This is a genomic window from Microvirga soli (assembly GCF_016734765.1).
GTDB classification, from domain to species: domain Bacteria; phylum Pseudomonadota; class Alphaproteobacteria; order Rhizobiales; family Beijerinckiaceae; genus Microvirga; species Microvirga soli.
Genome location: NZ_JAERQE010000071.1, coordinates 1 through 18,411 on the forward strand (window position 1 = coordinate 1; position 18,411 = coordinate 18,411).

General features: G+C 60.0%; 16 protein-coding genes and 4 pseudogenes. 8 read left to right on the forward strand and 12 right to left on the reverse strand.

The genetic code is table 11. From position 1 onward, the window contains the following. Positions 1-102, reverse strand: a pseudogene (locus JKL45_RS27020) (IS6 family transposase); the annotation flags it as partial. A 372-nt stretch (positions 103-474) separates the two neighbouring features. On the opposite strand from JKL45_RS27020, the pseudogene JKL45_RS30235 reads away from it, so the two are divergent. After that, a pseudogene (locus JKL45_RS30235) lies at positions 475-1,125 on the forward strand (patatin-like phospholipase family protein); the annotation flags it as partial. Positions 1,126-1,411: 286 nt separating this feature from the next. Here the strand turns inward: JKL45_RS30235 and JKL45_RS30240 are convergent. The 3 genes from JKL45_RS30240 to JKL45_RS27035 all read right to left on the reverse strand — a co-directional run bounded on the left by JKL45_RS30240 (position 1,412) and on the right by JKL45_RS27035 (position 4,361). Further along, positions 1,412-2,194 carry a hypothetical protein gene (locus tag JKL45_RS30240; protein WP_246499022.1) on the reverse strand — a complete coding sequence of 261 codons (783 nt, stop codon included), beginning with the start codon at positions 2,192-2,194 and terminating at the stop codon, positions 1,412-1,414. A 747-nt stretch (positions 2,195-2,941) separates the two neighbouring features. Next, the gene (locus JKL45_RS27030; protein ID WP_201864899.1) at positions 2,942-3,205 is read right to left on the reverse strand and encodes a hypothetical protein; all 264 of its coding nucleotides are present in this window, start codon (positions 3,203-3,205) and stop codon (positions 2,942-2,944) included. Between the two features lie 190 nt (positions 3,206-3,395). Then, complete coding sequence (locus JKL45_RS27035; RefSeq protein ID WP_201864900.1) at positions 3,396-4,361, reverse strand: phasin family protein; 966 nt, start codon at positions 4,359-4,361, stop codon at positions 3,396-3,398. Positions 4,362-4,742: 381 nt separating this feature from the next. Between JKL45_RS27035 and JKL45_RS27040 the strand changes: the two genes are divergently transcribed. The 3 genes from JKL45_RS27040 to JKL45_RS27050 all read left to right on the forward strand — a co-directional run bounded on the left by JKL45_RS27040 (position 4,743) and on the right by JKL45_RS27050 (position 7,362). Beyond that, positions 4,743-5,111, forward strand: a complete 369-nt coding sequence (locus JKL45_RS27040) for a phasin family protein (RefSeq protein ID WP_201864901.1) — start codon at positions 4,743-4,745, stop codon at positions 5,109-5,111. Between the two features lie 179 nt (positions 5,112-5,290). Next, positions 5,291-5,524 carry a hypothetical protein gene (locus JKL45_RS27045; RefSeq protein WP_312897043.1) on the forward strand — a complete coding sequence of 78 codons (234 nt, stop codon included), beginning with the start codon at positions 5,291-5,293 and terminating at the stop codon, positions 5,522-5,524. A 98-nt stretch (positions 5,525-5,622) separates the two neighbouring features. Continuing rightward, positions 5,623-7,362 (forward strand): AMP-binding protein, encoded by a 1,740-nt coding sequence (locus tag JKL45_RS27050; RefSeq protein WP_201864903.1) that lies wholly within the window; start codon positions 5,623-5,625, stop codon positions 7,360-7,362. Between the two features lie 53 nt (positions 7,363-7,415). Here the strand turns inward: JKL45_RS27050 and phbB are convergent, their stop codons facing one another. From phbB to JKL45_RS27080, 6 genes and pseudogenes are all read right to left on the reverse strand, one after another. Then, entirely contained in the window at positions 7,416-8,141 is a 726-nt protein-coding gene (gene phbB / locus JKL45_RS27055) for an acetoacetyl-CoA reductase (RefSeq protein WP_201863979.1), read from the reverse strand. Positions 8,142-8,909: 768 nt separating this feature from the next. Next, complete coding sequence (locus JKL45_RS27060) at positions 8,910-9,266, reverse strand: 4a-hydroxytetrahydrobiopterin dehydratase (protein WP_201864904.1); 357 nt, start codon at positions 9,264-9,266, stop codon at positions 8,910-8,912. After that, positions 9,263-9,880, reverse strand: coding sequence for a PAS domain-containing protein (locus JKL45_RS30965; protein ID WP_201864905.1), 618 nt, complete (start codon positions 9,878-9,880; stop codon positions 9,263-9,265). Before JKL45_RS30965 ends, JKL45_RS27060 begins: the two co-directional genes overlap by 4 nt. A 1,252-nt stretch (positions 9,881-11,132) precedes the next feature. Then, positions 11,133-11,555 (reverse strand): hypothetical protein, encoded by a 423-nt coding sequence (locus JKL45_RS27070; protein WP_201864906.1) that lies wholly within the window; start codon positions 11,553-11,555, stop codon positions 11,133-11,135. 162 nt (positions 11,556-11,717) lie between these two features. Continuing rightward, positions 11,718-14,504, reverse strand: coding sequence for a phosphoenolpyruvate carboxylase (ppc, locus tag JKL45_RS27075; protein WP_201864907.1), 2,787 nt, complete (start codon positions 14,502-14,504; stop codon positions 11,718-11,720). Positions 14,505-14,666: 162 nt separating this feature from the next. After that, a pseudogene (locus tag JKL45_RS27080) lies at positions 14,667-14,951 on the reverse strand (NAD(P)(+) transhydrogenase (Re/Si-specific) subunit beta); the annotation flags it as partial. A gap of 53 nt (positions 14,952-15,004) precedes the next feature. Between JKL45_RS27080 and JKL45_RS27085 the strand changes: the two are divergent. Continuing rightward, complete coding sequence (locus JKL45_RS27085) at positions 15,005-15,706, forward strand: IS6 family transposase (protein WP_201864908.1); 702 nt, start codon at positions 15,005-15,007, stop codon at positions 15,704-15,706. Between the two features lie 59 nt (positions 15,707-15,765). Here JKL45_RS27085 and JKL45_RS27090 read toward each other — a convergent pair. Next, a pseudogene (locus tag JKL45_RS27090) lies at positions 15,766-16,254 on the reverse strand (helix-hairpin-helix domain-containing protein); the annotation flags it as partial. Between the two features lie 233 nt (positions 16,255-16,487). Here JKL45_RS27090 and JKL45_RS27095 point away from each other — a divergent pair. The 3 genes from JKL45_RS27095 (at position 16,488) to JKL45_RS27105 (ending at position 17,875) form a co-directional block, all read left to right on the forward strand. Further along, complete coding sequence (locus JKL45_RS27095; protein ID WP_201864912.1) at positions 16,488-16,931, forward strand: hypothetical protein; 444 nt, start codon at positions 16,488-16,490, stop codon at positions 16,929-16,931. A gap of 187 nt (positions 16,932-17,118) precedes the next feature. After that, positions 17,119-17,325 carry a GlsB/YeaQ/YmgE family stress response membrane protein gene (locus JKL45_RS27100; RefSeq protein WP_312897044.1) on the forward strand — a complete coding sequence of 69 codons (207 nt, stop codon included), beginning with the start codon at positions 17,119-17,121 and terminating at the stop codon, positions 17,323-17,325. A 106-nt stretch (positions 17,326-17,431) separates the two neighbouring features. Beyond that, complete coding sequence (locus JKL45_RS27105; RefSeq protein ID WP_201864909.1) at positions 17,432-17,875, forward strand: GNAT family N-acetyltransferase; 444 nt, start codon at positions 17,432-17,434, stop codon at positions 17,873-17,875. A gap of 67 nt (positions 17,876-17,942) precedes the next feature. On the opposite strand, the gene JKL45_RS27110 is transcribed toward JKL45_RS27105, so the two are convergent. Beyond that, positions 17,943-18,170: a hypothetical protein gene (locus JKL45_RS27110; RefSeq protein WP_201864910.1), complete on the reverse strand. Its 228-nt coding sequence runs from the start codon at positions 18,168-18,170 to the stop codon at positions 17,943-17,945. Positions 18,171-18,411 lie beyond the last annotated feature (241 nt).

Here is an 18,411-nt window from a genome sequence, read left to right on the forward strand (position 1 = left end):
GGCCATCATCTCTTCCAAATTCCGAAGGCTGAGATTGTAGGCGAGATACCACCGCACGCAGAGCAGGATCACCGAGCAATCGAAATGGCGGCCCTTGAACATGCCGCCCTCTTCCCTGACGCCGAGGTGGCTATAGCTGAAACTCTGAAACAAAACGTTTGCGACACATCCCAACCAGCAAAGCCCCTCACGTCCTCGCCCAAAACGAGCAGATTGACTTGGTGCTTATTCGTTCATGATTTGCTACACAGGGTGGGAACAATGCTGCAATGCAGCATGAGCGCGGCCGTTTGAAAGATCATGCGCCTGAGGCATGGCCTGCCGGCCATACTCTCACAATCTACCCAGTATTGCCTGTTTTCCCGGCAGAAGATCTGCTGAGTGAGCATCATTCGTGCCTGAGGTGAAACCATCAGCATCTTAAGCATAGCAGCCCCGATTGAACATAATGGTGCGCTGCACAGTTGGTCCGCCATGAAGCTCTCACTCCACGATCTCCTGACCGGCTTGGACCAGAACCAACCAGTGCAGGTCCATTCATCTCCCCCACTTCATGCCCGCATCATCAAACCCAAAAAAGGCAAGAGGCGGCTCTCGCTGGCCCTTCAAGGTGGGGGATCCTTTGGTGCGTTCACCTGGGGTGTCCTCGACCGTTTGCTGGACGAAGATGATCTCGTGCTCGACGCTGTGAGTGGCGCAAGTGCTGGCGCGGTAAACGCTGTTCTCCTGGCCTCCGGCCTATCTGAAGGAAGCCGGACAGCTGCACAACAGAGACTAGAGCGCTTCTGGAAACGCGCGAGCGACACTGCGCCAAGGGCGCAGTCCGGTCCTGCCCTAGCCATGGCGACCAGTGTCCTGTCGCCATACCAGTTCAACCCCTTCAACCTGAACCCCCTCAAATCGCTGTTAGCCGGCGAAATCGACTTCGATGCCTTGCGGGCAAAACCCGGTGTGCGGCTGCTCATCGGAGCCACCCGCGTGCGCGATGGCAAACTGCACATCTTTCGTGAGAAGGCTTTGACGATCGAGGCTGTTCTGGCGTCTGCCTGCCTGCCGGTCATTCACCATGCCGTCTCGATCGACGGTGACGCCTATTGGGATGGCGGCTACTCGGCCAACCCGCCGCTCATCCCGCTCGTCGCAGCCTCTCGAGCCTCTGACGCTCTGATTGTGCAGATCATGCCGACGACCGGTGCAGACATGCCGACAACTTCGTCAGAGATCGCCAAGCGCATGGAGCAGATCACATTCAACAGTTCGCTTCTGCGGGTTATGGACGCTCTTGCTTCCATGCGGACGTTGTCTGGTGCTGAAGCAGGAGGGTCCAACCTATCACGCAAGCTCCAGAAGCTTCGTCTCCACCACATCGCGGCTGAGACGGAATGCCCGCTGCTGAGCCAATCGAGCGCGCTCAATTTGGATTGGTCATTCCTGCTCCAGCTTCGTGATGCGGGACAGGCAGCGGCGGACCGATGGCTGTCGGGGAAGGCAGACGCAGACCTCCGCTTCGCCGCGGTTGCAGAGCCCGCGCCAGCTCGCGAATGACCGCATCTTCAATGCCGAGATGATCGCTCTCATCCGCTTCTTCCTCTCGCGCAAGTACGGGAATGCCCGAGGATTGCAGGTGATCGGTTACCGGTTCATCTGTCTCCTCGGTGTGCGCTGACGCGGGCCAGCTTGTGAACCGGTCCTCCAGCAAATCGAGCAGGCTGTTGAGAGCAGCGTTTGTGAATTCAATCTCTGGCGCAATCGGAGCGCCATCCAGAGCCAGGCGCCGGCGCTGGTATGCGGGCTCGGTGCTGACCTTCGGCCCAAACCACGGCAGTGGATGAAAAGTATGCTCGTCCTGTGATGGAACAGCTATTGCCACGAGATCAAGAGGGCCGGGCCTGACGATATGGAGCGCCTGGAGTTCGTGTGGACCGATTGCGAGCTTGGTGCGCACGTACTCCACCTGCCCCCGGCTGACAGCCAGCAGAGCCTGCGCATGGGCAAGCGGCAGGTCCGCCTGCTCCTCGGTCGCATCCCCACTAGCCTCGAGGATCAGGCTGCTGCGTGCCTCCTCGATTTGAGTAAACGTGCGGTGCTGCGGCTGGTCGGGGAAGTAGCCCTCCCGCACGCGCTCGCCTCCTCTGTCCTTCCGGATTAAGCGCGCCAGAGACGGAGCGATGATGAACAGGCGCTGGATTGGCATGCGGTGGAGTCTCTCTCGTCGGCGGGATGACCAGCTTCCGCCCTGCCCTAAACCTAGAGCGCAACGGCACGAGAGAAAGCGAAGCTTGCCTCGGACGGCCGTGGACAATCCGGCAAAGAGAAGCGCCCCGCGTGTAGCAGAGGCGCTTGAGTTCCAGGGAGGACCAGCCCCCCAGCCGCTCCTTCATGGACCAGACCAGAATGCCTAATCAGCGAGGCCGTGGCTGTACCGAAAAGGGCACAGGCACCGGGCAATGTGTCCTCAGAGGCTCGCCAGCAGGAGGCTTAATCCGATCAGGGCACCAAGCGAGACGAGAAATCAGAGGGCAGCTGCCGTGAACGTCGGTGCTGCGACAGGAGAAAAGGCAGGCACTGCGACATCGGTCTGGCGCATGAGGAACACCTTCAAACAATTCAGCTGGTTCGGGGAAATGAGCAAAAAGATCCGAGCGGTCGTGCTGCTCGGCGGGAGCTTATCTGTCTGATTTGTACGCCGATGCCTGTAGCCGGCGGGACACAGGACGGTCCGTGAGGCTAGGCTTGAATTGCATTGTGCCAAGCGGGACGGCTGCGCTCTCCGAGATATGCACTGCAGCCCTAGCACGTCCTACTTGGCACACCAGCGCCCTGGTTGAGGTTTGGGCAGCGCCTCGGCCAGGGCGCTATCCTCTGGATGGGGTGCAAGACTGACCGGCTTCTCCCGCACTGATGCGACAGAGGGGCTCACAGCAAAAGTGCCGCCTCAATCTCACACGGCCCGAGCGGCGGTCTGTCGGTTGCTGGTCGTCACTGTCGGGCGACCGAGCCAGGCGCACAGCTCGTCCAGAGACGGGAAGTCGTGCTCAATCTCCTGGAACGGGAAAGGGCGCTTGCTCCGCGGCAGGTCTTTTAGCAGTTCGGCCGTCCAGGTGTAGGGCTGCCGCCAGCCGTTTCTCACGACGCTGGCCACGATGGTGTCGTGCAGGAGGAGGTCATAGGCGCCGGGCGCCAGCTGGATCAGGTGATAGGTCATTCTGGCTTCAGGTCAAATGCACCCTATTGATCAATCCATCCGTAGGCCCTCGCTCAAGGGACCAGTCCGGAGTCTCGGCACCGCCGCTCTATCAAGAATGACACAGCGGGCCAAGCGAGTGGTTGTCCCCGACTGACACGACCTCTCCGCACTCCCGGCGCTTGGGCCGGGAGTGCTTTGACCGAGTCTGTCAGGAGATGTGCTGATCCGCCGTCGGAGACATGATCGTCTGAGTGGCCTCTTGCGAAACTTGGGCCGAGACCTGCGCAAGACGCTGACTGTTGCCGATCATCTGCCCAACATTCTGCCGCACGAGAGAGCTCTGGAGGTTCACGAGGTCCACCGTGGAGCGACAGGCCAGAAGATCGTTTATGCCATCCAAGTTCTTGAGCAAACGTTCCTGCCTGAGGCCGAACCATTCGAGCGCGATCGTGCCTGCCCCGCGGGCCAAGATCCTGTTCGAGCGGGCGATGGCCTGCACATAGTGTGGCGCGTGATCCAAAAGGTTTGATGTCATTTGAGCCTGACGAGCGGTCACCTCTGTGGCACGATCGACGATCTCGGACGCGACAGGCAGGCTGGCCTGGGTCGTCGCTTGAATCTTCTGCTCCACGTCCTGGACTGCATCCGGAATGGCCTCAACCGCCGCCAGCAGATTGCCGTTTGTACGCTGTGTGCGTTTAGCTCTCTGGCGCCGGATCGGCTGGTCGCTGGAAGCCCGGGTGGCCTCGGCGATCTCCTCCTCGACCTTCTCGACCACTGCCTCGACCTCATCTGCGTTGAGGACCTTCAGCACCACCGGCAGCAACTCGTTCTTATCGTTGCGGATGTGCTGCTGGAATACCTTCCTTAGCTCCTCGACCTTCGCCAGGAATGTATCGCCGTCCTTCGGCGTGGCCGTGAGTTTGTCCAGGAGAGCCTTGGTCTGCTGGTTGTCATCACGCGCGCCACGGACGAGGACGGCCGTCTCCGGGTGGTTCTCCAGCACCGGAAAGAGGTGCTGCTCCTGCAAGTTGGCTAGAAGATCCAGCTCATGGGCCAGGCTCGCGAGCAACTGTTCGCGGGTCTCGGCAGCATCATTGGCGGTGCCCAGGAGCTGAGCAAAGAGTTCGTTGGCTTTATCAGGCGGAGTTTGGCCGATGGTTCGGTTGATCATTATTCCTCGCAGAAAGGGCAGAGAATCCGGCATCATCGACCGTACAGCGCCTGTAGCGGTCCAAGGCTAGATCTCTCTATTGAGCTGAAAGAACGCCAGAGACACGTACGCACAACTGGACACGCAGCCTTCGCGCACTGTGGCGTGCAACAAAGGCACAGCAGTCGCCAACAAGCGCTGCCATTCATATGGCGGTGCAACATGAAACGGCAAGCATCCAAGCTAATTTGGCTGAAAGATGCGGCAATACGGCCCAAATCATCCTATTGTGCAGCGCACAATTCAGCTTGACTCTCATGGTGCGATGCACAATAAAGCAGCAGCCGAAGTTTCAGCGGCTGCATCTTACACCGGGCTCAGCGCCTGTTTCGGAGAACCACCATGAACCAGCCGTTTGAGACTGTTCAGAAGCTCGGCAAAGACAGCTTCACCGCGACTGTGAAGGCTCTTGAGGTTGCCACCACCGGCACTCAGGCGATCGCTGTCGAGACCACCGACTACGTCAAGAAGTCGTTCGAGCAGACTGCCTCCACGTTCGAAAAGCTCGTTGGCGTCAAGTCGCTCGACAAAGTGATCGAGATCCAGAACGATTACGTCAAGAGCGCCTACGAGGGCTTTGTTGCTCAGTCGACCAAGACCGGCGAACTCTACACGAAGTTGGCTCAGGACAGCTTCGCGCCGTTCAACGCCCTTCGCGCTGTCACGCAGTCGACGTTTGCCCCGGCAAAGTCCACGTCCCGTGCAAAGTAACATCAGACGCTAACAGCCTACGTTCTGAACGCCCGATCAACAATCGGGCGTTCCTATGCGTTTGCCGTTGTGATCGGACTTCACAGATCGCCTTTGCGCATTCACTTGGACAGCGGACGGCTGGCGAACCAAGCCACTGGACCGGAGACGAGCCGATGTTGGAATCTTGGATACGGCTTGTGACCGATACGACTCTGCTCGGCTTGGAAGCGCAAAGCGTCATTGGCCTGCGCTTGGCGCAGATTGCTATGGGTCAGGGCACTCCAGCCGAAACGCATCTGATGATGACAGAGAAGATGCTCGCCTTCGTGGATGCGGCCACGACTGTCGCAGCCGGAGGGTCTGCTCTTGGGATCGTAGAGGATTACCGTAGACGCGTGCAGGCCAATGCACGGCGTCTCAGACTGGCGTAGAGCCACCGACCGGATGGGCCTGCAGTGGCTATTCCAGGTGCTATTGCGCCAGCGGAGGAGCACCTTTATGCGAGTTGTCGCTGAACCAAATTGAGCTGATGACCACGTTTCAAGACGCACGACGCTTTCTGCTCGAGCACCGCACCGACTATGCTGCCGCCGTTGCAGGCTTCCGCTGGCCCGACCCAGTTCCTTTCAACTGGGCGCTCGACTGGTTCGACGGAGAACTCGCCTCCAATCCTGAAACCCGCGATCGGCCAGCACTCTGGATCGTCGAGACCGCGACCGGTGTTGAGACGAAGCTCAGCTTCAAAGAGCTGTCAGGCCGGTCCAACCAGGTTGCGAGTTTCCTGCGAGCTCTGGGACTTCGTCGCGGCGATCACTTCCTGCTGCTGCTCGGGAACGTCGCCCCGCTGTGGGAAACGATGCTCGCCGCCATGAAGCTTGGAGCCGTGGGCATCCCGGCAACAACGCTCCTGACGCGGGAGGAACTCAGTGACCGCATGGAGCGTGGCCGCGTTAAGCTCGTGGTCGCGGGTTCTGATCAGGTCAGCAAGCTTGAGGGCCTGTACGACAGCAATGTCACCGGTGTTCATGTAGGCTCCGATGCTCCGCCGGGCTGGCACAACTATGAGGAAGCCTTTTCTCGATCCGAGGCCTTTGCCCCGGAGGGACCAACGCAGCCCGACGATCCGCTGCTGCTCTATTTCACCTCCGGCACCACGGCAAAGCCCAAGCTCGTGCGGCACACCTACCGCAGTTACCCGATCGGGGCTCTCTCCACCATGTACTGGCTGGGCTTGCAGCCCGGAGACATTCACCTGAATGTCTCCTCACCCGGGTGGGCCAAGCACGCCTGGAGTTCCGTCTTCGCACCCTGGAATGCCGGCGCGACCGTGTTGGCTGTCCACCAACCCCGCTTTGAGGCCAAGAGCCTTCTGGATGCCACGACCTGCTGCGGAGTGACAACGTTCTGCGCTCCCCCGACGGTTTGGCGATGGCTGATCCAGGAGGATCTCGCTGGGCACAAGGGGGCTCTGCGAGAGGTCTGCGGATCGGGAGAGCCGTTGAACCCGGAGGTCATCGAGCAGGTGCGAGCGGCTTGGGGCCTGACCATCCGTGACGGCTATGGCCAGACAGAGACCACGGCCCAGATCGGCAACTCGCCAGGTCAGGCGATCAAGGTAGGGACGATGGGCCGCCCTCTCCCGGGCTATCCCGTACGACTGCTCGACCTGGACGGAAGCCTGGCGCAGGAGGGCGAGGTCTGCCTCGCCCTATCCGAGATCCGGCCTGCTGGACTCATGCAGGGATATCAGAACGCTGATAGCACCGTGAGCGGGGCCGAAGGAGCCTTCTATCGCACTGGCGACATCGCCTTCGCTGATGAGGATGGATACCTCACCTTCGTGGGACGGTCGGATGATGTGTTCAAATCATCCGATTACCGTATCAGCCCGTTTGAACTCGAGAGCGTGCTGATCGAGCATGAGGCTGTGGCGGAGGCCGCCGTGGTTCCGGCACCTGATGCGATCCGGTTGTCCGTTCCCAAAGCCTACATCTCACTCCTGCCCGGGATTGAGCCCTCTCCTGAGACAGTGTTGTCGATCTTCCAATACACGCATACACGGCTGGGTCCGTTCAAGCGCATTCGGCAGATTGAAGTGGTCTCCGAGTTGCCGCGGACTATCTCCGGCAAGATCAAACGCGGGCAACTCAAGCAACTTGAGCTGGCGAACGACAGGTCCGGTCCTTTGCGCGGGATTGAGTACGCAGAGGATGACTTTGCCGAGCTTCGGGTTCGGCGCAGCCCAACGGGCCCCGCACCATCCGAATAGGCCGAGTGCAGACCAAGGTTCAAGCCTGCCCGCAGCAGGATCGTGGCATCTGATCAGGCCATGTACTGGCCGCCGTTCACCGACAGGGTCGAGCCGGTGACGAAGCCGGCGTCGTCGGCAGCCAGGAAGAGCACCGTGCGGGCGATCTCTTCCGCCTCGCCGAGGCGGCCCACCGGAATGAGCGGCAGGATCTTGGCTTTCAGCACCTCTTCCGGCACCGCCTTCACCATCTCGGTGGCGATGTAGCCCGGGGCGATCACGTTGACGGTGACGCCCTTGTTGGCGTTCTCCTGCGCCAGGGCCTTGGCGAAGCCGATCACGCCGGCTTTTGCCGCGGAGTAGTTCGCCTGTCCCATCTGGCCCTTCTGGCCGTTGATGGACGAGATGATGACGATGCGGCCGAAATTGCGCGAGCGCATCCCATCGATGACGGGGCGCGTGCAGGTGAACATGGAATCGAGATTGGTGCGGATGACGGCCGACCACTGATCGAAGGTCATCTTGTGGAACATGCCGTCGCGGGTGATGCCCGCATTGTTCACCAGAATGTCGACGGGGCCGAGTTCGGCTTCGACCGCTCTGATCCCCGCCTCGCAGGCGGCGGCATCGGACACGTCGAACTTGAAGACCGGAATGCCGGTCTCGCCCTTGAACTGGTTTGCGGCTTCGTCGTTGCCGCCATAATTCGCCGCAACCTTGTAGCCTGCTGCTTTCAGGGCTGTTGAAATCGCGGCACCGATGCCGCGAGTGCCGCCGGTGACCAATGCAACGCGCGCCATGCTGTTTCCTTCCCAGGACAGTTCTGCGGATCTCTCAAGGATCCAGGTTGTTATACGGCGAAACTAGGCCTCAGTTCCCGACCGCAACAGGTGTAGCTCAGGCAGCCCACTAGAGCTAGGAAGAGGCATAGGCTGTATCGAGGTGATTGCAGTGCTTCAAGCCGGCTGCAGTTGGTGCAGCTTCCATCGCAGAATGCATCTTCCGCCAGTCGGTTGTCTGTCAGAGGCGACCGCCACGACGAAGGAACCGGCGGCGCCATAAACAACAATGTAGCCTTGGCTATTGAGATCGCACTCGACCTGATTGAGAGAGGCGAGCCACTGGCGAATGACGGTCATCATAGGATTGCCCACTGCTGGAGTAACAGTATAGGAGCAAATGCTACGCTAGTCCGTGGCCTTGGTACACAAACCAAGTCCGTCTTGGCGTTATGGCCCCATGCCAACAAGCTTGGCAGCGGTCCCAAGGCGGCAATTTGAAAGCCGTGCTTCTCGGCATGCTTGAAACAACTGAGTACCGCTGCAACGGATAAGATTGGGTGAGGGACAAGGTCCGTGCCCATCCTTGTCCCTCGGGCCAAGTGGTACGGGGCTCATCTGAAGCAACTCGATGACAGCCTCATGGCGGTACCGTGATTGATCTTTGGCGGCAACAATTCGTCGGATCTTGCCTTGACCTGCCTCTCGCGATCGACACAGCCTTCAAGACGATCTGACGTTGGAGCGAGCCATGCCTTGGAGTCTGGCCCGGCAACGCTCCCCATCATTTTAGGGACCGAGCGGGATGTTCTCGGCCATGTCATCCAGCTTCGCGGCTATGATGAAGTCGTTCTCGTGCAGGCCTTTGACCTTCTTGGTCTGGAGGGACACCGTCGCATAGCCCCAGCCGAAGCTGATATCCGGGTGATGCCCCTCGGCTTCCGCGAGTTCAGCCACTTTGTGCACGAACGCGAAGGCCTGCGCGAAGTTCTTGAACGTATACGTCCGCTCAATCCGGCGCGCGTCATCGCGGATGGTCCACTCCTGCACCTGTTTGTGGAGGACCGAAACCTCCTCTTCAGTCAGGGGCGGGATCCCGCCGCGGCACGGGGTGCAGGTCTTTTCAATGAGAGCAGTGATCGTCATGAACTCCTCCCCTCTGTTGCGTTCGCCACATCAACATCGATCAGCACGTTGACGGCACCAACAAGGTTGTCACTGGCATCGTGCAAAGGAGTGGGAAACGGCCTGAAATGAACCCGGGCACCATCCGGCCGCTCGGCAACTGCTGTTACGTCTCGGACCCTCCTGTCTTCACGGATCGCCACCACCATCGGGCAGCGGTCATGCGGCAGCGGTGCGCCATTGAGCGTGTAAATGCGCCACGAGCCGCACCAGCGGTCCCGCCCGAGCACCGGACGCCGTCCCCACAGGGTCACGGCAGCCTCGTTGTAGAAGGTGATGCGTCCCGTTGCGTCCGTCGTGTACACCGCAAAAGGGAGAGCTGCGAGCATGTCGGCATACCGCACCTCGGCCGATCTCTGGTCTGCTGTGGAAAGGCTGAGGTACTCAATCACTCGCTCAGGGCTGCTGCGCTTGGCCAGAAGGCGCAGCAACATCGTCCTGACATGCTGACGGATACTCATACCGGCTTCGGGTTCAGGCAGTGGATCTGCCCTTGCCACAAGATTTTGTTCCTTAGTCGTCGCTGTGAGTTGTGCCGCAGTGACCTGAAACAGGTAAAGGCCGTTGAAACGCACGCCGGCCGATGCTGCTTTGTCGTGGAAGCCTGATGGCCGGGGATCCTGAGGCTGAAGAGAGCCCGCATATGTCCATTGCTCACGGTCGACAAACCGCGGGATCGGGCGGTCCTCCGGCACAGCACAAAGGATCTCGGGCCGCTGCTTGTTTCTGAACAGGTTGTAGGCGCTATTGCTCGTCCCGGATGTGCTTGGAGCCAAGTGCTGAACGGACTGCATTATGTCCCTCCCGTGGCTAGCGTTCTTGTAGGTTCTTGATTCGCAACGCCTTAAGTAACCTTTACCGTTCCTGTGTGGCTTTTGTGCGCCCGTAAGGGGTACCACAACGAGGGATCGAGCTGCTATGCCTCCTGAGGATCCCAGCGGGCTCCTGCGCAGCTCTCGCCGACCTCGTCGTGCAGTGACATGATCTGTCCTTCACCTCGATGCGACGAAGCAAAACCCAGCCATAATGAACAGGCGTCCGACCCGACCCCAAGTGCAGAAGAGCAACCCTGACGGATGCTGGGTTGTCCGGTGTTCCTGGCTGGATGTCGAGTTCAAAGGCTCCGAATACCTACATGGATGTATCTCCTTTTCAGCTTGGGCAGATTACCGGGCGCAACCATTTGCTGCCTCCAGCTCAGGAGGCCTCGGTTGTAAATGGCCGGTATGATAAGATGGGCTGCATTCCGAGGAGGCAGGTTTGCGGGCACGCCGCCACCAGCTCTGTCTCAGGGCACCGCCCAGCCAGTCGGCAGTCTTGGCCACAAGCTCCCGACCGCTTGGTCTCTGTGCGGCGGTCGTCTCTGCCCTTTTTCTTCTGTCATCCCCAACTGAGGCCCAGACGCGCGACCCCCAGCAAGCTGCTCTTGACGACTTCGTCGCGGCCAGAATGCTGAACACCAAGTGCCCCACCTGGCAGATCGACATGGTTGAGGCTCGCACGCGCTTTGCTCAACTCAACCTTCAGCCTGCTGATTGGCAGGAAGGTGGGCGCCACTCCAGGTTCTTCGACGAGCGCTTATCCTACTATGGCAGCCTTCTGTCTCGCATGTCAGAGATGCGTGCCTGTGCGGCGGCAGAACAGGCGTTCGGGCTTGGTGGACGCGTCCGGAGAGGCTGGATGAAACGACAATGAAGAGCGAAGCCTCATCCCCACCCGCCTTCGCGGAAAGTGGAGATTGGTGGAGCGGCATTGTGAGTAAACCTCCCTGAACCCATGCTTGACGTCTCGGGCCTATGCGCCGCCTCCTGACGGTCCTATGAGCAGTCAGTGCCCAAAAGCCTTCATGAAGGCTGCCGTGAGGGTTCTCTCCAGATCCGATGTCAGCGGCGTCGGATTGGCTCTGTTCCACGCGCGCTGCCCGCGCTGGACGAAGCTCTTGCGCTTGCGCCGGGCGTCCTGGGGAAGATGCACAGCCAGAGCCTCAAAGCTTCGTCGGAGTTGAGTTTCCGTCCGCTTCCTGGACGGGAGGGCAGCCGCCGCGGCTTCGGCCGCGGCGATGTCGTTCGGTGTTGGATCTGGATGGCGGGCCAGTGCATCCTCCTCAATCTGGAGGAAGGCTTTGTGCTGTGCTGCATCGTGCTCCTTTAAACCAGGTGTATGTTCGAGGAGGTATGCCTCGCGGGCCTCTTCCAAATCTTCCCGCCTGTGCTTGGCCAGGGGAGGCTGTTTGCCCGGATTGTTTGCCATTATGTGTCGGCCTTTCTGAATACTGTCTTATCCAGCATGCCTCTTGAAAGGGCTGCAATGAATGCATGCATCTGTTCGGCAGCCGGCAAGTAGAATTACGTAGATTCTGCTCATCAGAAGTGTTGGTCTGCCCTCGCCGCCAATGCGTACTATCAGCGTCTGTTAACCGCTGTTGCGCAAGCCTGCCGCGATGCCGTTGATAGACAGGTGAATGCCCTGCACCACCTGCTCGTCCACATCGCCGGAGCGGTGGCGCTTCAGGAGTTCGATCTGAAGGTGGTTCAGCGGATCGAGATAGGGGAAGCGGTTGCGGATGGAGCGCGCCAGAAGCGGGTTTCCGTCGAGCAGCGAGCCCTGCTGCATGATCGCCAGCAATTGTTGGATCGAATCTTCCCACTCGTGACGCAGGCGCGGGAAGATGGCGTTGCGCAGGGCCTCGTCCGCGACGAGGTTCGCATAACGGGAGGCGATGGCGATGTTGCTCTTGGCCAGCACCATGTCCATGTTCGAGAGCAGCGCCTGGAAGAATGGCCACTCGCGGTACATTTCCTGCAACAGTGCGAGGCCGGTATCGGACCTCTTCTCCAGCCAGGCGTTCACGGCCGAGCCGAACCCGTACCAGCCCGGCAGCATCAGGCGGCACTGTGCCCAGCCGAACACCCAGGGAATGGCGCGCAGATCCTCGATGCGCCGAGAATTCGTGCGTGAGGCGGGACGGCTGCCGATGTTGAGATTGGCGATCTCGCCGATCACGGTCGATTCCCAGAAATAGCGCTCGAACCCTTCCGTGTCGTAGACGAGCGCCCGGTAGGCCTTGAAGGCGCTGTTCGAGAGCTCCTCCATGGCGTTCAGGTATTCCTCGCGCGGCGCAGGCTGGCCGGAATGCAGCAGGGAGGCTTCGAGGGTTGCGGCAGCGAGGATCTCGAGATTGCGGCGCCCGAGATCGGGATTCGAGTACTTACCGGCAATCACCTCTCCCTGTTCCGTGATGCGGAGCGCGCCCTGTACGGCACCGCCCGGTTGCGCGAGAATAGCCTGATAGCTCGGGCCGCCACCCCGGCCGACGGAACCGCCACGACCATGAAAGAGGCGCAAGCCCACGCCATGCCGCCTGAACACCTCGATCAGTTCGATCTCAGCCTTGTAGAGTTCCCAGCCGGAGGTGAGAAACCCGCCATCCTTGTTGCTGTCGGAATAGCCGAGCATGACCTCTTGCGCCTGACCGCGGCTGCGCAGCAGGCGTATGTAGTCAGGCAGGGCAAAGAGCGCATCCATGACGCCGCCGCAATGGCCCAGATCGGCGATGGTCTCGAAAAGCGGGACGATGTTGACATGCATCTCCCCTTCGCGCGGGCGCAGAAGCCCCGCCTCCTTGAGGAGCAGGGCAACCTCTAGGATGTCGGACGGATCGCTCGCCTTCGAGATCACGTAGTTCGGTACGGCCGCACGACCGTAGCGGCGGTGCGCCTCGGCGGCTTCATGAACGATGGCGAGTTCCGATGACGTCTCAGCCGAATAATCGAGATAGGGCGAAGTCAGAGGCCTCGGTGTCCTGAGCTCCTCCAGGAGCAGCGCCACGCGCTCCTCCTCCGATAGGGTCTCATAGCCTGTCCCCGGCATCGCCTTTTCGAACAGCTCCGCCACGACGCGCTCATGCACGTCGGAATTCTGGCGCATATCGAGGCTTGCGAGATGGAAGCCGAACACATCAGCGGCGCGACGCAGCTTGCGCAGGCGCCCGCGGGACAGGGATCCGGATCCATTCGATAGTAGAGAGCGATGAAGAACCGACAGATCGCCTGCGAATTCCTCTACGCTCGAATAGGCCGGAGCGCTGCCTACGGCATGACGGGCGATATCGCCGTGACCCAGTGCCGCCGCCGTGGCGGCAAGGCGTGCATACATGCCCGTGATGGCGCGGCGATAGGGCTCGTCCTGTCGATGAGGCGACAGGTCCGGAGATGCCTTGGCAAGCTCCTGCACCTCATCGGACACATTCACGTAGCGGCCGTCCAATGACAGCTCTGCCCCGAGGCAATGCAGTTCCTGCAGGTAAAAGGCGAACGCATGTTTGCTCTGCAGCAATAGAGCTTGGCGCAGGGCCTCCGCCGTCACAAAGGGGTTGCCGTCCCGGTCGCCGCCGATCCAAGTGCCCATGCGAAAGAAAGAAGGGAGCTCAGTGGTTTCCCAAATGGGATCGATGGCCGCAAGCTGATCCTCAAGGGAGGCATAGACCCGAGGCAGCTCCTTGAAGAAGGTGTAGTCGTAATAGGACAGGCCGTTATTGACCTCGTCGATCACCTTCAGCCGGTTGCGGCGCAGGATGCTCGTCTGCCATAGGGTCAGGATCGCGCGGCGCAGGCTGTCCTGGCACGCGGCCTCCTCTTCGGGCGTTAGATCCTGACGATCCCTTTGCGCCAGGATCTGCGAGATCTCCATCTCCCGGTCGATGGTGCTCTTGCGGCGCACCTCGGTCGGATGGGCTGTCAGAACGGGACAGACCAGCGCGGACGAGAAGAAGGCTTGCAGGGCCGCCTGGCTGATGCCGGTTTCCTGCACGAGCTTGAGAGCCCGCGCCAGCGTGCCCTCCCGCGGAGCTGGGGCTGTGATGGCATGGGCACCCGCCATCGCATGGGCACGGGAGCGCCGGACGTGGTGTTGGTCCTCAGCGATATTCGCCAGATGTGAGAAGTAGCTGTAGGCGCGAATAATCTGGTTTGTACGCCCGCGCGAGAGGCTGTTGAGGATCGTCTCAAGCTCGCGGCGAGCCGCCTCGTCCTCATCCCGGTGAAAGCGAATGGATGTCTGGCGGATGCCCTCGACGATCTCGAAAGCCGCCTCTCCCTCCTGCTCGCGAATCGTGTCGCCCAGGAGGCGCCCCAGGAGGCGGATATCGTCGCGAAGTGGAAAATCCTTCTCGGGCGTCACGTCAGGGTTGATCAGAGACACGGCTAGGGTCCTTCAGCTCGTCTTCGTCTACTGGCAAACAAACCTCTCCCATAGGGGAGGAACGGCGTCATGCAAGTGTGCTCAAGACATATGCCTATTATATGCCTTTCGGAGCACCAATGTACCAGCCAATCGCTCCGACGACATTGCAGCACCAGTGCCTCAGATGGCCTGGACGAGCTGATCGATGCTGGCTTTGACATCGCCATAGTACATGCGGGTGTTCTCCTTGTAGAACAGCGGGTTCTCAATGCCGGAGTAGCCCGTCCCCTGCCCGCGCTTCGAGACGAACACCTGCTTGGCCTTCCACACCTCCAGCACCGGCATCCCGGCGATCGGGCTGTTCGGATCCTCCTGAGCCGCCGGGTTGACGATGTCGTTCGAGCCGATGACGATCACTACATCCGTGTTTGGGAAGTCCTCGTTGATCTCGTCCATCTCCAGCACGGGGCTCGTCACGTTAACTCGGCTGTGAGAGCGAGCCTTGTAGATGGGCTGGCATGACCAAGCTCGTTAGCTGCAAACGTCATCGCTTTCCACCCGAAATCATCGCTCACGCGGTTTGGCTCTACTTCAGATCCCCTCTGAGCCTGCGACTGGTCGAGGAGATGCTGCTCGAGCGCGGCATCATCGTCTCCTACGAGACTGTTCGCCGGTGGGCCCTGAGGTTCGGGCCAGACTACGCCCGCCGCCTCAAACGCAAGAGGCCGAGGCGCCGTGATGTTTGGCACCTCGACGAGGTTGTGGTCACCATTGCTGGCAAGAAGCACTGGTTGTGGCGTGCCGTTGATCAGGATGGCTATGTGCTGGATGAGATTGTCCAAAGCCGGCGCGACACTAAGGCGGCGACGCGCTTACTGAAGCGCCTGTTGAAGAAGCAGGGCTGTCCACCCCGGCGGATAATCACCGATAAGCTCGGCTCCTACACTGCCGCCCGGCGTCAGATCATGCCCTCCGTTGAGCACCGCGCTCACAAGGGCCTGAATAACCGGGCCGAGAACTCGCATGTTCCGTTGCGAAAGCGGGAGAGAATGATGCAGGGCTTTCGGTCTGTGGGAGGCCTGCAGCAGTACGTCAGTGTGTTCTCCGCTGTGCGCAACCTCTTCGTTCCGCCCCGCACTCGCTGCTCCGCCCTTGCCACCCACCTTCACCGCCTCACCGCCATGGCGGAATGGAAAGGCGCGGCCAACCTCGCTGCCTGAGTGGCTCGAGCGGCGAAATCTGACTCAAGGCGTCCGGTTTTGTTTAAAGTGACATCGCCCATGATCTCCCGCACCGCCTTCTGTTCGGCCCAACCCGCCACGATGCGGGAGGCCCGCATCCGGCCGATTCCAGGCACCTCGGTCAGGCGCTCAGGGGCGGCCTCGATCATCTCAAATGTGTCTACGCCGAAGGCAGCGACGATCCGCTTGGCCAAGGTCGATCCGATGCCGCGCATCTGGCCTGAGGCAAGATACTTCTCGATCCCCTCTGCTCCGGTCGGCGGGGTGGTCTTGAGCACCTCAGCCTTGAACTGAAGTCCGTGGGTTCGGTCGCTGATCCAGATGCCGCTGGCTGTGATCCATTCGCCTGCGGCAACGGCTGGGGTATGCCCGACTACCGTCACAAGGTCACGTTTGCCCCGCGTATGGACTTTGAGGACGGCAAAGCCATTCTCAGCATTGTGGAAGGTAACGCGCTCGACCGAGCCCGCGAGGATTTCCAAGGCAGGTTTCTGTTCAGCCTGTGCGGGTCGGAACATCTGGTTCATGGTGCCTGCTGGGTCGAATTCCCAGCCTCTTTGACTCTATCGCGTGATTGCATTGCTGACGAGGTGGCGCTCCTTCGCTCCCAGCTACTTCGCCCAAGCTTACCGGCACCAGAATCGCGGTCGGCTCTCAGCAAGCTCGAAGGGAATGACAGGAGGTCAGAGCGTGACTTGACCATGATCTATGTTCTATGTTTGTTCTTTTTGAGACATAGATCAAAAGAGGCCATCAGAACATGATTCGCACCGGACCAGACCAGAAGCTCGTCACGCCGAGTGACCCCGAGCAACAAGCCAAGGACATGAAGCGGTTGCTCGCAAAAGCTGGGCAGCAGATCAGGAAGCTTCAAGAGAAGATCGCGGATCAGAAGCAGCAGATTCGTGGGCTCCAAGCGCAGGCCAAGCACGAGGATGGGCTTGCTACCAAGCGTGAGGAACTCGAAGCTGAGATCGCTGACATGAAGGGTGAGATCAGAGAATTGATCCGTGCCAACCGGGAGCAGGTCGAGACCCTTGAGGCGCTACGGGCTGAGAACGCGAGATTGAAGGCTGGAGCGAAGGTCCAGTCGCGGAACAATAGGGCCACGGGGCAGTCCTCCGGGAGTCACCACAGCCCTTGCTGTCCTGATGATCGGAGAGACAGGTCGGTCTACGGTTCTGCCATTATTGCTTCTGGATAGTTTCTCCACGAGCATCCATATCGAGTGCATGGCGAAAACATCCAAGAGCAACCCAGGCCAAAGGCGAGGTTCGCGCGAAGCACCTGAGCCAACCGGCACTCGGCTTCCGTTCCGCATCAGTGTGGACCGGGAGGCGCTTAACGCGCTGGACAAAAGAGCCATAGCTGCTCAGGTCGGGATTGGGATCGTGGCAGGCTGGCTGGCAAGCTGGCTTGTTGGCGGCTCGGGCCTTCTTCATTACGTGGTCACTGGACTTGCTGGATCACTCGTTGGCGGCTTTCTTCTGGAGCGCTTCGGAATTGATCTCGGCATTCGCAATCAGACTGCCAACCGGATTGTCACTGCAATGATAGGAGCGATTGTAGTTGTTCTGATCGCCCGCCTTGTAAGCTGACATCCTCTGGTGCATACAATCCCTTGATCAGGTCTGTAAGCCTTTAGTAACAGGCGATACATGTTTGGTGCTCTACCTCACCCCGTTTCTGCTCCCTGACACTCCTATGACTATCGATCTCCGACCGGCGCACTCGGACGACTACACTTTTGCTCTTAATCTCTATGCCGAAGCGATCAAACCTCTTGCCGGTGCCTGGATAGATTGGGTGGATCAAGAGCAAGAAGCGCACTTTGCCACCCTCTGGCGTCCATCCGACACGCGGATCATCACCCTTGGTAGTCAGGATATCGGCTGGGTGGAATTCCGCGAGACCGGCGACGAATTCTTTCTGAAGCAACTCTATATCGCGCCCACGTACCGACGGCAAGGGAACGGCTCACAGGTCATGCGATTGCTACTGGAGCAGCGTAGGACGGCAAAGTCGATGGCCCTGTTCGTGCTGAAGAACAACCCTGCGTCGCGCTTCTACAAATCGCATGGATTTGGTGTCGTGTCGGAGACCCACACCACGTTCGTCATGCGCCGTGCGATGGGGGAAGCCGCCTGACCCACCAGGGAGCCGCATAGGCTTGCGGAATGTCACCAATTTCCCGGAACATACCATGCGGAACGGGTCACGTGTGGGCGGGATGCTCTTCGACAAGCGTCCCGATCAGACGCAGCAATTCCTGCTGCTCCGGACCGTCACCGCGCCCCAAGAAGGTGGCAATGTCCTCATGCTCCACGTGCCCACCCGAGGCCACATTGGCTTCGTGATGAATGAACAAAACGCCAGACGGATCACGGATCAGATACCAGCGGTCGCCACTTGAGCTTTCATAGAACTTGCGCGCCTTCTTCATGACAGGCTCCTGTCGGATCGACCAGCGTTTCTAACGTAACGCATTTTGGCAGAACGCAGAAAGTGGCCTCTGAATCCCGGAGTGTCTTGTTATACGAACCGGAGGTGCATCCTCAACAAGGTCTGGCTTTAGCGCAATCGAGCGAAGGTCGGTTTGTCGGTTCGATGGGCGTTCGTGAGCTACTTCTTCCGCCCGAACAAGGCGGCGAGCAGGCCCCTCTGCTCATTGGCAGGCTGAGGCT